This window comes from Halomarina ordinaria (assembly GCF_030553305.1).
GTDB lineage: Archaea > Halobacteriota > Halobacteria > Halobacteriales > Haloarculaceae > Halomarina > Halomarina ordinaria.
The window spans coordinates 761,674-774,720 of the sequence record NZ_JARRAH010000001.1 but is presented as its reverse complement, the minus strand read 5'-3'; the positions used below and the strand labels follow the sequence as shown (position 1 = coordinate 774,720).

Genomic DNA, 13,047 nt, shown 5'->3' with positions numbered 1-13,047 from the left:
GCCGCCCTCGACTCAGCCCGTCGCCTCGACGCCGGCCGACCGCCCGTCGCGTCGGCCGGCGTCACCGTCGGTGTGTGAGTGCTCGCCCTCCGGGGAGTCGCGGTCGGGTGAGTCGCCCCCGCCGGCGGCCGACGGCCCCTCGGCCGCGTCGGGGCCACGCGCGTCGTCCGGGCCGTCGCGTCCGCCGTGCCGGTCGCTCAGTGGCGTGGTCCCGCGTTCGGTCAGGCCGCTGTCGTCGACCGCGAGGGTTCCGATGCTTCCCGTCCGGTCGCCGTCACCGTCGGGGAGGGGCGTCTCGTCGGCGGCGTCCCAGCCGCCGAGGAAGGCGATGCTCGTCGCCACGGTCAGGACGAGGCCGAGGCTGACGAGCGTGTAGACTGTTCGTGTGTTCATCGTGCGTCATCGGCCAGGCCGCGTGTGCCGTCCGGCGATACCCCGGGTGGGGTTGTAGGTCTCTCGGCCCGATGCGCTTTTGCGACGCGCGAGCGCAGGGTGGGCATGCAGGTCCTCTTGACGAACGACGACGGCATCGAGGAGACGGGGCTGCAGGCGCTCCACCGCGCGCTCTCCTCGGTCGCCGACGTCACCGTCGTCGCCCCCGCCGACGACCAGAGCGCGGTGGGGCGCTCGATGTCCTCGCGGGTCGCCGTCGACGAACACGAACTGGGCTACGCGATTCACGGGACGCCGGCGGACTGCGTCGTCGCGGGCCTGTCGTCGCTCGTGCCCGAGACGGACGTCGTCGTCTCGGGGTGCAACCGGGGGGCGAACCTCGGCCAGTACGTCCTCGGCCGGTCGGGGACCATCAGCGCGGCCGTCGAGGCGGCCTTCTTCGGCGTCCCCGCCATCGCCGTCTCGATGTACATCCCGACCGGCGAGGTGGACTACCGGACCTTCGACCCGGGATACGACGAGTACGCCGAGGCGATGCGCGTCGCGGAGTACCTGGTCGACCGCGCCCTCGACCGCGGCGTCTTCGAGGAGGCCGACTACCTGAACGTGAACGTCCCCGTCGCCGACGGCGAGCCCTGCGAGATGGAGGTGACGACCCCCTCGACGGTGTACGACATGGGCGCGAAGCGCCGCGACGGTCACATCACGCTGGTCGACCGCATCTGGGGCCGGATGGCGGAGGGCGAGACCACCGACCCCGTCGGCACCGACCGCCGGGCCATCCTCGAACGCCGCGTGAGCGTCTCCCCGTTGACCGCGGCCCACACCGCCCGCCAGCACGACGCCCTCGACGCCCTCGCGGTCGAGTTCTGAACGCGGGCACTCGCACTCGGCTCGCCGTCACCCGTCGCTGTCCGAGTCGGTGTCGGTGTCCGTCCCGTCGGAATCGGTATCCGTCCCGTCCGCGTCGCTGTCGCCATCGCGTCCGTCGCTATCCGAGTCCGAGTCGCCGTCCGTATCACCTCCCGTCCTCTTCGAGCCACCAGCGGGGACGCGTCGCACGCGCTCGGACCCGTCGCGTGGCGGTTCGCCGTCGGTCGCCGCGGTCGTTCGCCCGAGGTCGGCGTCCGTCGCGTACAGCGCGATAGGTGGGACGACGTACGAGACGATGGCGACCACTACGAACAGCGGGTCGACGATGGCGAGCAGGCCGAAGATGGTCAGCGTCGCCGTCGAAGCCGCGTGTATCGCGGTCCGCGTGTACCCCCGGTAGTACGTCCACAGCCCGCGCACCCAGCGTGCGACCGTCACCGGCCCCTCCCGACAGTCGGACTCATTGTGGACGGTCGGGCGGCCACCGCGAAGAACCCTCGCCCGGCACGAAGCGGGAGTATTGAAACCGGCCGGTCGCGTGCGAGCGGTATGGACGAACGGGACGCCGTCGACGCGGTGGACGAACCGGTCACGACCACGTCGCTCCTCGACGACCTCCGGGCGCTGGGCGTCGAGGCGGGCGACACGCTCCTCGTCCACTCCTCGCTCGGGTCGCTCGGCTGGGTCTGCGGCGGGGCGCCGGCGGTGGTCGACGCCCTGCGGGCGGCCGTCACCGAGGACGGGACGCTCGTCGTTCCGACGCACTCGACGCAGAACTCCGACCCGACCGACTGGTCTGACCCGCCGGTCCCCGAGGGGTGGGTCGAGCGGATTCGCGAGACGATGCCGCCCTACCGGCCGGCGGTCACCCCCACGCGGGGGATGGGCGCGATACCGGAGTGCGTCCGCGACTACCCGGACGTGCGCCGGAGCGACCACCCGTCGCTCTCGTTCGCGGCGTGGGGTGCCGACGCCGAGTTCGTCGTCGGTGACCACGGCCTCGACGACGCGCTCGGCGAGCCCTCGCCGCTCGCGCGGGTCTACGACCTCGCCGGCGACGTCCTCCTGCTCGGCGTCGGCCACGACGCGAACACCTCGCTCCACCTCGCTGAGTACCGCGCCGACCTCCCGACCGAGCGGGTCACGGAGGGGGCGGCGACGCTCGTCGACGGCGAGCGACGCTGGGTCGAGTACGACGACATCGAGCAGGACACCGGAGACTTTCCCGACCTCGGGCGGGCCTTCGAGCGCGAGGTCGGCCTCGCCGACGGCCGGGTCGGGACCGCGACGGCCAAACTCGCCTCGCAGCCGCGACTGGTCGACTTCGCCGTCGACTGGTTCGAGGCGAACCGGTAGCCGCCGGCGACCCGTGGCCCGGTCAGGCCCCGCGGACGACGTGGCCGTACTTCAGCAGGGCGACGAACACGCCGCCGCCGACCGCGTTCCCGGCCGTCGCCAGCGCGAGGAAGGCGACGTAGTCGAGGAACACCACCTCGGGCGAGAGGAACAGTCCGAACAGCACCTCGACGTTGCCCGCGATGGAGTGGGGCAGGTGGAGGAGCCCGATGGAGGCGGTGACGAGCCAGATGACGAGCAGCCGGCTCGTCGTCTCCTGGGCCGCAGTGACGAGCCACGCGAGCAGCCCCATCAGCCAGCCCGCGAGGATACCGGCGACGAACAGCTGTGTGAGGTCGTACTCGACCAGTTTCTGTGCGATCGTCCCGAAGGCCTCGGGCTCCGCGACCCCGAGGCTGGGCATCAGCGTGACGACGAACACGGTGAACAGCACCCCGCCGACGATGTTGCCCACGTACACCAGCCCCCAGAGCCGAGCCAGCTCTCCCACCGACCCGCGACCGTCCAAGACCGGCATCACGGCGAGCGTGGTGTGCTCGGTGAACAGCTCCGAGCGGCCGACGATGACGAGGATGAACCCGACCGCGTAGGCGCTCGCCAGCAGCAGTTCCGTCCCCACGTCCCCGTACCCGCTCTCGGAGAGCGTGAGCAACACCGCCATCAGTAGCGGTCCGAACCCGATGTCGAGGCCGGCCGAGAGCCCCGACAGCAGGAGGCCCGACGTCTCGCGCTCCATCTCGCTTCGGCCCGTCTCGATGAGCGACTCGAGGATGTCCGCCGCGGACGTCTGTTCGCCAGCGGCGACCGCTGATTGGTCGGACTCGCCCACCTAGCGACACCCCGCACTACGCGTCCCGTTCTCGCACACAGGAACCGACATGGCCCGGCCTACTCGCGACCGGACCCTATATCTTGCGCGTGCATGCGCCCCGCCCTCGCCTCGATAGCGACACGCAAAAAATACGTCGGGTCGGACCTGGCTATCAGGTATGCACCGGACGGTCATCGAACTCCTCGAGCGCAACGCGGCCCACGCCGACGAGTTCCGTTCCCGCTTCGACGACGTACAGGACGCACAGCACCCGGCCGCCGTCACCGTCTGTTGCTCGGACTCGCGCGTGCTCCAGGACCTGATGTGGGGCAACGACACGCCCGGCCACCTCTTCACCGTCGGCAACATCGGTAACCGCGTCGTCCAGCGGACCGACGCCGGCGAGGCCGTCTCGGGCGACGTCCTCTACCCGGTCGAACACACCGGGACGAGGACCGTCGTCGTCGTCGGCCACACCGGCTGTGGCGCCGTCACGGCGACCTACGACCACCTGACGGAGGGTCTCTCCGAACCGGCCGGTATCGAACACTGCGTCGGTCTGCTCGCCCCCCGGCTCGAGGCGGGCGTCGAGGCGCTCCCCGACGACCTGTCCCGGACGGAGGCGGTGAACCACCTCGTCGAGTACAACGTCGACCGGCAGGTCGAGTTCCTCCGCGAGAGCGACGACGTGCCGGACGACGTCACCGTCGTCGGCGTCGTCTACGACTTCCAGGACGTGTACGCCGAGCGCCGCGGCGAGGTCCACGTCGTCAACGTCGACGGCGAGACGGACGTCGGGACGCTCCGGGACGAACACCCGGAGGTCGACGAGCGCGTCGACCGGCTCTGGACGTACTGAGCGCGTCTGCGCCGCCCTGAACGACGAGGGCGACCGACCCGAGTGAGCGTTCGACCTTCTCCCCTCGGGATACGTCCCGCCGACCGAGAACTACCCCCCATCGCTTAGTCGCCGAGTACCCTCTCCCTGCACATGGGGGAACTAGAGACCGAAGAGCGGACGACGCGAACCGACATCGCCGCCTACCTCCGGGACCTGGCCGACCAGCTCGACGGGGGTGGCGACGTGGCGCTCGCCCTCGGGGAGACGCGGGTCACGCTGGACCCCGTCGACCCGGTGACGTTCAAACTGGAGGGGGAGTCGGACTGGGACGAGGGGGACACGGAGGCGAAACAGAGCATCGAGTTCGAACTGGTGTGGTGGCGCGAGGCGACCACGGCCGAGGAGGGTGCGCTCGACGTCTCCGACGCGGGCGACTGACGCCCGTCGTCGCGGGGCCGCCACCGACCGTGACGAGGCCCGCCCCGAGCGCCGACGCCCGTCACGGTTCGACGCGCAGGCGCTCGCGCCCGCCGTCGTCCGCGTCGAGGAACTCCTCGCGGTCGAACGGGCGCGCCTCCCGGCGGTGTCGTTCGTAGACGTCGACCGCCCACTCGCGCGCTTCCGCTGAGGCGGTGTCGATGACGGCCTCGAGCTGGGCGGTGTCGGGGTCGTGGCCGCAGATGCCGATGCAGTCGTCCATCACGTTGAGGCCGCAGCGGTCGTCGTCCCGGAGCGAGTCGTGGACCAGCACCGTGCAGTTGTCGCACTCGAACGCCCGGGCGGTGAGCTCGGGGTTCCACGCGACGATGGCCCGAAGGACCGGAAGCGAGTAGATGTACTCCGTCTCCATCCCGTCGAGGACGCGCCGGCAGAACACCTCCAGGTTCCCCGACTTGTAGATGGTCGTCCCGAGCCCTCGAATCGTGTCGGTCGTCTCCAGCAGGTGGCTGACGCGCTCGACGGGCTGGTAGGGGTAGCTCGGACCGGGGTAGGAGACGACGGCGTCCTCGAAGTGTTCGACCGCGAACCCCTCCATCTCCCGGGGGAGCCAGCGCCAGACGTCGCGGAGCGTCCCGGCCGCCGTCATCGCCTCGCGGAGTTCGAGGAACCGCTCGGTCACGAACTCGCCGAGGGGCGTGAGTTCGTACACCGGCCCCGTCCGGACGACCCAGGAGTGGCCCTCGAAGTCCCGGAGGATGCGCCCGACCGTCGGGTCCGACGCGCCCGTCGCGAGACGCAGGTCGCGGCGGTCGTGCCCCCCCTCGGCCAGTGCCTCCAGTGCCGCCACGCGGTGGGCCGACCGCGCGAGGAACTCGATGTCCCGAACCGCTGAGTCCATGGTAACACGTGGCACTACACCTATAACACTGTTCGGACGTGTCGGGAAAACGGAAATCCGGGGGGCCCGGCCTCAGCAGTAGTACACCCAGACCCGGTGGCCGGCGGGACAGTGGACTTCGCGGTGGTCCCCGAACGCCACGCGGTAGGGACTGGGCGTCGCCTCGACTCCCGGGCCGGGGACCGGGGCGTCGACCGACCGGTCGCACCGCGGGCAGGCGACCGTCGCTGTCGCCGTCGCGGTCGGCGTCGTCGCCACGATTCACCGCCCCTCCTCGAGACCGTCGAGTCTGGCCAGGACGTGGTCGAGGACCGCCGCGTGCTCGTCCTGCGGGCTGAACATGACGAAGTCGGAGTCCGTCTCGGCCCGGACGGTGTGTCCCGGCGGCCAGTAGAAGAGGTCGCCGGTCGCGGCCACCTCCTCGGTCCCGTCCGTGTACCGGGCGGTGAGTGACCCCTCGACGACGTACCCCCAGTGTGGGCACTGACAGAGGTCGTCTTCGAGCCCCTCCAGCAACGGCGAGAGGTCCGTCCCCGCCTTCATCGTGAAGTACTCGCCGCTCAGTTCCCCGTACTCGCTCGCGTCGCCGAAGTCCATCTCCTGACGGGCGATGGCGTCCGGCGTGTCGACTCTGACCTGAACGTCTCCCTTGGCTTGCTTCATGGTTTCACCTCGCGCCGAGCGACGGTACCGGGCCGTCCCTCGACGTCCGGAACAGGGCGCTCGGCAGTCGTGTAGTTATTCGCTGAAGGATTTCGCGACGTGAAAAACAGGTCCGAGGAGAGACATATGTTAGCACGAATCCCTTCGTCACGGAACTCGCCGTCGTCTCGGCGCGCTTCGACGCCTCAGTCACCCCCGTGGACGTCGTCAACCGACCTCGTCCGCACCGTTCCGGTGTCGGTCCGGCGCACCCGAACAACTATACTACACGTGTGCGTACGACTACCATGATACCGAGGACCACGAGCGGTGCGCTCGCCGACATCGAGTTCCTCGCGCGGTCGGCCCACCGCGTCGCCGTTCTCGACGCGCTGACGGAACGGCCCGCGAGTCGGGCCGACCTCCGGTCGGGGACCGGGGCGTCGGCGTCGACGGTCGGTCGGGCCCTCCGGGCGTTCGAGGAGCGTGGCTGGGTACGGCGAGCGGGGAACCGGTACGAGGTGACGGAACTGGGCGCGTTCGTCTCGCACGGTCTGCGGGGCCTCCTCGAGCGCCTCGAGACCGAACGAGCCCTCCGCGACGCCTGGCGGTGGCTCCCGGGTGCGGAGGCCGGGTTCACCGTCGAGATGGTGACCGACGCGGTCGTGACGACGGCCGAGGTCGACGCGCCGTACCGCCCGGTGAGCCGGTTCGCCTCGCTGCTCCGGGAGACGGAGCGGTTTCGGTTCGTCGGCACCGACCTCGCCCTGTTCGAACCCTGCAAGGACGAGATACGCCGGCAGATAGTCGACGGGATGCGCACGGAGATAATCGACCCGCCGCACGTCGCCCGGTACGTCCTCTCGACGTACAGGGACCACTGTGAGGCGGCCATCGAGAGCGGCACCCTCATCGTCCGGGTCCACGACGACCTCCCGTTCTACGGCGTCGGCCTCTTCGACGACCGCGTCGCCGTCAGTTGCTACGACGAGGACAGCGGGACGGTCCAGGTGCTCGTCGACACCGACGCCCCCGAGACGCGCGAGTGGGCCGAGTCGACCTTCGAGGCCTACCGGGGCGAGGCGCGACCCCTGGCGCTCGAACCGACCGCCAGCGAACCCTGACGCACCGAACGGCACACCCTGACCGTCGGTCACCCGCTGCACGGACGGCGAGGCACGCACGGACGTCACGAGATACCTACATCGTCGACCGTTCCGTAGCCGCTGGCCGGGACGCGACGGGGCCCCGAGCGGGCGTTCGACGCCCCTCCGGGGTCGGAGCGCGTCCCGGAGAGGTGACGAGAGACCATGACGACGACGAACGGAGTGAACGTAGAACAGCTCGGCCAGGCGGTCGACGCGATAACCGAGGACCCGGAGGTGGGACGGTTCACGTTCCGCGCGGAGACGGAGTGGGACGACGCCCTGCGCTGCGTGACGGTCATCGACGACTTCGACCAGGCCGGCGAACGAATCACCACCCGGGAGTTCGAGATAGCGGGCGACGAACCGGAACAGATACTCGGTGAACGGACGGCACCGAACGCGGTGGAGCTCCTGCTCGCCGCCGTCGGGTCGTGTCTGAGCGTCGGCTACGCCGCCAACGCCGCCGCGATGGGCATCGACCTCGACAGCCTCCGGTTCGAACTGGAGGGGGACGTCGACCTCAGGGGCTTCCTCGGTATCTCCGAGGACGTCCGCGCCGGCTACGACGCCATCTCCTGTACGGCGTACGTCGAGGCCGACGCCTCCGAGGAGGAACTCGCGGAACTGAGGGAGCGAGTCGAGGCCACGTCCCCGCTGCTCGACGACGTCACGAACGCCGTCGCCGTCGAGACCGACCTCGTGGTCGAACGACCGGAGCTCCGGGGATGACGCAGTCGCGCTCGCTCGACGTCGAGAGACTGGAGCGGGAGGTCAAGGCGGTCTACCGGGACGTGGCCCGGACCCCCGATGAGGAATTCCACTTCGAGATGGGCCGCCCGCTGGCCGAGCGCCTCGGCTATCCGTCGACTCACCTCGATGCGGTCCCCGACGACGCCATCGACTCGTTCGCGGGGGTCGGCTACCACTTCGACCTCGCCGACCTCCGCGAGGGCGAGGACGTCCTCGACCTCGGTAGCGGGTCCGGGATGGACGTCTTCGTCGCCGCGGGACACGTCGGCGAGACCGGCAGCGTGACCGGGCTCGACATGACCGACGAACAGCTCTCGAAGGCGCGACGGCTCGGCGACGAGTGGGGGTTCGAGACCGTCGCGTTCGAGGCGGGCTACGTCGAGGACCTCCCGTTCGAGGACGACTCGTTCGACGCCGTGGTGTCGAACGGCGTCGTCAACCTCTCGGCAGAGAAGGACCGCGTCTTCGAGGAAATCGCGCGCGTCCTGCGCCCCGACGGTCGACTGGCGCTCTCGGACATCGTCAGCGAGGCCCGGATGCCCGAGCGCATCAAGACGAACGCGGACCTCTGGGCGGCCTGCATCGGTGGCGCGGAACAGGTCGACGACTACCGGTCGACGGTCGAGGCGGCGGGGTTCGACGTGACCGCCGTCGAGACGAACCCGGAGTACGAGTTCGTCTCGGAGCAGGCGCAGGGTGCGTGCGCGACCTACGGCGTGATGAGCGTCTCGCTCGCCGCACGTGTGCGGTGACGGCGGGGACGGTCACGCTCTTTCGCGTCGTTCGCGTTCGTGTGTTTCGGGAGCCCCGGTGGCGGACGCGGGACGTCGACCGTGGCGACGCGAGCGGTGGGCCGCGCGACGCCCCGAGTGGCCCGGTCGTGAGAGAACGACGGACGTTACCCGCCGGACCACGAACCGGTCCGTAGATGAACGCCAAGGAGCGCCTCCAGCGGCGTCAGGTCTCGGTCTACGCGGTCGCCGTCCTCCTCGCGGTCGGCCTCGCCCTCGGTCGGCCGGACGCGACGCCGGTCGTCCAGCGGTTCATCGACCCGGTGCTGGCCGTCCTGCTCTACGTCACGTTCCTCGAGATACCGTTCGTCCGACTCCGCCGTGCGTTCCGCGACGCGCGGTACGTGGCCGCGGCGCTCGGGATGAACTTCCTCGTCGTCCCCGTCGTCGTCTTCGTCCTCACCCGAGCGCTCCCGCCGCGTCCGGTCCTCCTCGTCGGCGCCTTCATGGTGCTCCTGACGCCGTGTATCGACTACGTCATCACCTTCACCGACCTCGCGGGTGGCGACGCGGAGCTGGTGACCGCGACGACGCCCGCCCTGATGCTCGTCCAGTTGTCGCTGCTCCCGCTGTACCTCTGGCTCTTCATGGGGGAGGGAATCGCCGAGGCCATCGAGCCCGAACCGTTCGTCGAGGCGTTTCTCCTCGTCATCGCGCTCCCCTTGACGCTCGCCTGGCTCACCGAACTCTGGGCCGACCGGTCCGCGCCGGGCGAGCGATGGCAGGTGGCGATGGGGTGGTTGCCCGTCCCGATGTTGGCCGCGACACTGTTCGTCGTCGTCGCCTCCCAGCTCCCCCGGGTGTGGGACTCCATCGGACAGGTCGCGACCGTCGTCCCGGTGTACGTGGCGTTCCTGGTCGTCATGCCGCTCCTCGGTCGGTTCGCGGCGGGAGCGCTGGGGATGGACGTCGGGGAGACTCGGGCGCTCGTGTTCACGTCGGTCACCCGCAACTCGCTGGTCGTGCTCCCGCTCGCGCTCGCGCTCCCTGCCGGCTACGAGCTGGCCCCCGCCGTCGTCGTGACCCAGACGCTCGTCGAACTGGTCGGGATGGTGGTACTCACGCGCGTCGTCCCCGCGTGGCTCGTCCCGGACGTGTCCGAGTCGGCGGCGCGCGCCGACGTGGCGAGCCGCGAGTGAACACACTGGCGGAACAGTCGAACGAAACCTGTTCGATGGATTCGGACTCCGAATCACACGCGATATCGGTCCGCTCACAGGGAGATACGCACACAGGCACGTGCCTCCGGTAGTAGACGCTGGGTGCCCAACCTTGATTGTCCGACCCGCGGTAACCCCGTCCGATGGTGCAAGGCGGTCCAATCGTTCAAATCGGTGTGATTCTTCTCTCGATACTGGGGCTGTGGATCGGCGCGCGATTCCTCGTCGATGCTGCCGTCCGGTTGGCGCAGACGTTCGGACTCTCCGACCTCATTATCGGGCTGACTATCGTCGCGATGGGGACGTCGATGCCCGAACTCTCGGTTTCGGTCGATGCCGCGCTCAAGGGGTTGGGTGATATCGCGGTCGCCAACGTCCTCGGCTCGAACGTCTACAATCTGGCGTTCATTCTGGGGGTGATATCCCTGTTGACACCGATTCCGGTCACGGAATCCCTCGTTCGTCGCGACGGTATCGCTCTACTGACGAGCACCCTCGTCGGTGGAGTCGTGATCTTCGACCTCCAGATTACGAGGCTCGAAGGCGTACTCCTGACGGGGTTGTTCGTCGCCTATACGGTCTATCTACTCCGTGTCGGCCAGTCAGAATCGACCGTGACCACCGATCGACCACTCGGAGAAGGGGAGGTGACCAGTCCCGTGACCGAACGCGTGACCGTCCGTGGGCGCGACCTCGGATTCCTCGTCGGTGGGTTGGCGCTGGTGCTCGTAAGTGGCGACTACATGGTGGTAGCCGCTTCGGAGTTGGCCCGTGGCGTCGGCATCTCCGAGTGGGTCATCGGCGGCACGATCGTCGCGGCGGGTACTTCGACGCCGGAGTTCGCGGTCTCGCTGGTGGCTATCCAGCGAGGAAGCCTCGGTGTCTCGGTCGGTAACGTCGTCGGCAGCAACATCTACAATATCACGGGGATTCTGGGTGTCGCAGCGGTCGTTCGTCCGCTCGTAGTCAGCGGCCCGGCACTGGAGACGGTCGTGTGGTTAGCTGTGATCTCTCTACTGATCGTTGCTGCCCTGTGGACGGAACGAGTACTTTCCCGTCTGGAAGGTGCCGTGTTCACCACCTCTGAAATCGTTCGGTGGATTCTGGGTATACTCGGAGTGCTCGGGTAACCTACTCGGTACCCGCAATGCATCGATAGCGCTGCGAGTCCCGCCCGCAAGCGGACCCGTGACCAGGGTGGCTGTGGAATCGTGCCACCTATCACCGACCGCGGAACGGACGGACGATTGTCGGACGAAGAGGTCGCCCCAGACAACTGATAGAGGTCCTGAAACAGCTGCTTCGTAGCCTGTTCTCCCGCTGTTACACCTCGTTCAGGTGGCTGAAATCCGTACCACGACCCGGTGAGATGGCCTCCTTTTGCGGCGTTCGGTCTCTCGAAAACAGACGCTCCAGGCGACCTCATTGACCCGCACATACACGAGTGTGCGCAATCGCCGGTGACGTCCCGTCGAATCCCCTCTGTCGGTGATACGTTGCCACCGGTAGTGCTGAATGAGGCGCGCGTACGGGGCGCGGATCGCGAGTTAACCGCTCGCGAGGTAGACGCCCGTTCGGAGTGGTGATGCACACTCGTTCTGTGGGAGATGATAAAGCCGTCCGCGCCCAATTGTGGACCGATATCACCCACCATGTCCCGCCGGATTAGAAGACTCACGATGGCTGGATCACTCCTCGTAGGGGCCGCTGGACTGGTTACGCTCGGTCAAGTGACCGCGCCCGTCTCCAGGCAGGTTCGGACGGGGCCGCCGACCACGCTCGACCTCGGTGACATCCGGATTCACGCTATCCGAACCGGTCGAGTCGCGGTGAAGCGGGCTCATCGGGTGCTCGCAGGGCCCGACGTGACCCGGTTCGGCAGCATCGTGCTCGACCCCCGGTGGACGGACTGGCTGCCGGTCACGTGTTTCCTCGTCGAACATCCCGAGACGACGGTCATGATCGATGCCGGTGAGACGGCTCGGACCGCCGAACCGGGCTACTTCGACTGCGACCTCGGGACTCGTCTGGTGTACGACCGTCTCCTTCGGTTCGACGTGCATTCGGACGACGAGAGTGGCCCTCAACTCGACCGACTCGGCGTCGATCCAGCGAACGTCGACATTGTGGCGATGACACACCTCCACGGCGATCACACCGGCGGTCTCCATCACTTCCCGAACGCGCGATTCCTCGCGAGTCGAACCGAACTCGAACGACCGACTGTCGGAGCGCTACGATGTCGCTGGCCCGACTTCTTCACCCCATCGCCAGTCGATTACGACGACGGGCCGTTCGGGGCATTTCCGAAGAGTCGTGCGCTCACGGAGGATAAAGCGGTACGACTCGTTCCGACGCCAGGTCACACGTATGGCCACCAGTCGGTGCTGATACGTGGGGCGGAGGACGGGGCGGAGCGGTGGGTGTTGGTAGGAGGCGACGCCACATTCGACCTGCAACAGGTTCGCTCGCGGACGGTCGCCGGTATCTGTGATGACCCGACCGCTGCACGGAAGACAGTAGCTCACATCGCCGATCAGCTCGCTGCTTACCCGACGGTATACGCTCCGGCTCACGACCCACATGGGGCGGAGCGACTCGCCGACAGTGGTACCGCCGAATCGTGAACCCCCTCGAAGACTCGTTCACTCGGTTCGGCAGGTGGTCGCTGGATAGATACGTCGGATGTAGCACGCACCCGTCTGGCTGAGGGACTCGAAGACGCCGATGCTCGTATCCACCTGACGACGTGAGAGCGCATCTGCGGCAATGAATACGTTCGTATCGACGAATACCTTCATCGACGCTCTCGCGTTTCACGAACCGCCTCGACGGAGTCGATGTCGATATCCGCTAGTCGCCCCGACAGAACCTCACCGAGTTTGGCCGGCGATTCGTCGTCCGAATCAAAATCACGGAGATTGGTCGTCGCCGGTTCGTCGT

The 13,047-nt window shown here is 68.3% G+C and carries 16 protein-coding genes; 10 read left to right on the top strand and 6 right to left on the bottom strand.

The annotated features are described in order from the left end of the window. Positions 1-12: 12 nt before the first annotated feature. Entirely contained in the window at positions 13-393 is a 381-nt protein-coding gene (locus P1Y20_RS04190) for a hypothetical protein (RefSeq protein ID WP_304447402.1), read from the bottom strand. Between the two features lie 105 nt (positions 394-498). Between P1Y20_RS04190 and surE the strand changes: the two genes are divergently transcribed. Further along, positions 499-1,266: a 5'/3'-nucleotidase SurE gene (gene surE / locus P1Y20_RS04185; protein ID WP_304447401.1), complete on the top strand. Its 768-nt coding sequence runs from the start codon at positions 499-501 to the stop codon at positions 1,264-1,266. A 27-nt stretch (positions 1,267-1,293) separates the two neighbouring features. Here surE and P1Y20_RS04180 read toward each other — a convergent pair whose 3' ends face one another. Further along, a complete protein-coding gene (locus tag P1Y20_RS04180) occupies positions 1,294-1,704 on the bottom strand; it encodes a hypothetical protein (RefSeq protein WP_304447400.1) in 411 nt (136 codons plus the stop codon). A gap of 111 nt (positions 1,705-1,815) precedes the next feature. Between P1Y20_RS04180 and P1Y20_RS04175 the strand changes: the two genes are divergently transcribed. Next, complete coding sequence (locus P1Y20_RS04175; RefSeq protein WP_304447399.1) at positions 1,816-2,622, top strand: AAC(3) family N-acetyltransferase; 807 nt, start codon at positions 1,816-1,818, stop codon at positions 2,620-2,622. A 22-nt stretch (positions 2,623-2,644) separates the two neighbouring features. Here the strand turns inward: P1Y20_RS04175 and P1Y20_RS04170 are convergent, their stop codons facing one another. Then, entirely contained in the window at positions 2,645-3,451 is an 807-nt protein-coding gene (locus tag P1Y20_RS04170) for a formate/nitrite transporter family protein (protein WP_304447398.1), read from the bottom strand. 160 nt (positions 3,452-3,611) lie between these two features. On the opposite strand from P1Y20_RS04170, the gene P1Y20_RS04165 reads away from it, so the two are divergent. After that, positions 3,612-4,292, top strand: a complete 681-nt coding sequence (locus tag P1Y20_RS04165) for a carbonic anhydrase (protein WP_304447397.1) — start codon at positions 3,612-3,614, stop codon at positions 4,290-4,292. A gap of 132 nt (positions 4,293-4,424) precedes the next feature. Beyond that, the gene (locus P1Y20_RS04160) at positions 4,425-4,712 is read left to right on the top strand and encodes an amphi-Trp domain-containing protein (protein WP_304447396.1); all 288 of its coding nucleotides are present in this window, start codon (positions 4,425-4,427) and stop codon (positions 4,710-4,712) included. 61 nt (positions 4,713-4,773) lie between these two features. Here P1Y20_RS04160 and P1Y20_RS04155 read toward each other — a convergent pair whose 3' ends face one another. The 3 genes from P1Y20_RS04155 to P1Y20_RS04145 form a co-directional block, all read right to left on the bottom strand. After that, positions 4,774-5,613 (bottom strand): helix-turn-helix transcriptional regulator, encoded by an 840-nt coding sequence (locus P1Y20_RS04155; RefSeq protein ID WP_304447395.1) that lies wholly within the window; start codon positions 5,611-5,613, stop codon positions 4,774-4,776. 72 nt (positions 5,614-5,685) lie between these two features. Further along, positions 5,686-5,871, bottom strand: a complete 186-nt coding sequence (locus P1Y20_RS04150; protein ID WP_304447394.1) for a hypothetical protein — start codon at positions 5,869-5,871, stop codon at positions 5,686-5,688. Between the two features lie 3 nt (positions 5,872-5,874). After that, positions 5,875-6,276, bottom strand: a complete 402-nt coding sequence (locus P1Y20_RS04145) for a cupin domain-containing protein (RefSeq protein WP_304447393.1) — start codon at positions 6,274-6,276, stop codon at positions 5,875-5,877. A gap of 287 nt (positions 6,277-6,563) precedes the next feature. On the opposite strand from P1Y20_RS04145, the gene P1Y20_RS04140 reads away from it, so the two are divergent. The 6 genes from P1Y20_RS04140 (at position 6,564) to P1Y20_RS04115 (ending at position 12,731) form a co-directional block, all read left to right on the top strand. Continuing rightward, complete coding sequence (locus tag P1Y20_RS04140) at positions 6,564-7,379, top strand: helix-turn-helix transcriptional regulator (RefSeq protein WP_304447392.1); 816 nt, start codon at positions 6,564-6,566, stop codon at positions 7,377-7,379. A gap of 186 nt (positions 7,380-7,565) precedes the next feature. After that, positions 7,566-8,132, top strand: a complete 567-nt coding sequence (locus P1Y20_RS04135) for an OsmC family protein (RefSeq protein WP_304447391.1) — start codon at positions 7,566-7,568, stop codon at positions 8,130-8,132. Next, on the top strand, positions 8,129-8,905 hold the full coding sequence (locus tag P1Y20_RS04130; protein WP_304447390.1) for a methyltransferase domain-containing protein: 777 nt from the start codon (positions 8,129-8,131) through the stop codon (positions 8,903-8,905). Before P1Y20_RS04135 ends, P1Y20_RS04130 begins: the two co-directional genes overlap by 4 nt. A gap of 176 nt (positions 8,906-9,081) precedes the next feature. After that, a complete protein-coding gene (locus P1Y20_RS04125) occupies positions 9,082-10,083 on the top strand; it encodes an arsenic resistance protein (RefSeq protein WP_304447389.1) in 1,002 nt (333 codons plus the stop codon). A 164-nt stretch (positions 10,084-10,247) separates the two neighbouring features. Next, positions 10,248-11,234 (top strand): calcium/sodium antiporter, encoded by a 987-nt coding sequence (locus tag P1Y20_RS04120; RefSeq protein WP_304447388.1) that lies wholly within the window; start codon positions 10,248-10,250, stop codon positions 11,232-11,234. 549 nt (positions 11,235-11,783) lie between these two features. Next, entirely contained in the window at positions 11,784-12,731 is a 948-nt protein-coding gene (locus tag P1Y20_RS04115; protein WP_304447387.1) for an N-acyl homoserine lactonase family protein, read from the top strand. Positions 12,732-13,047 lie beyond the last annotated feature (316 nt).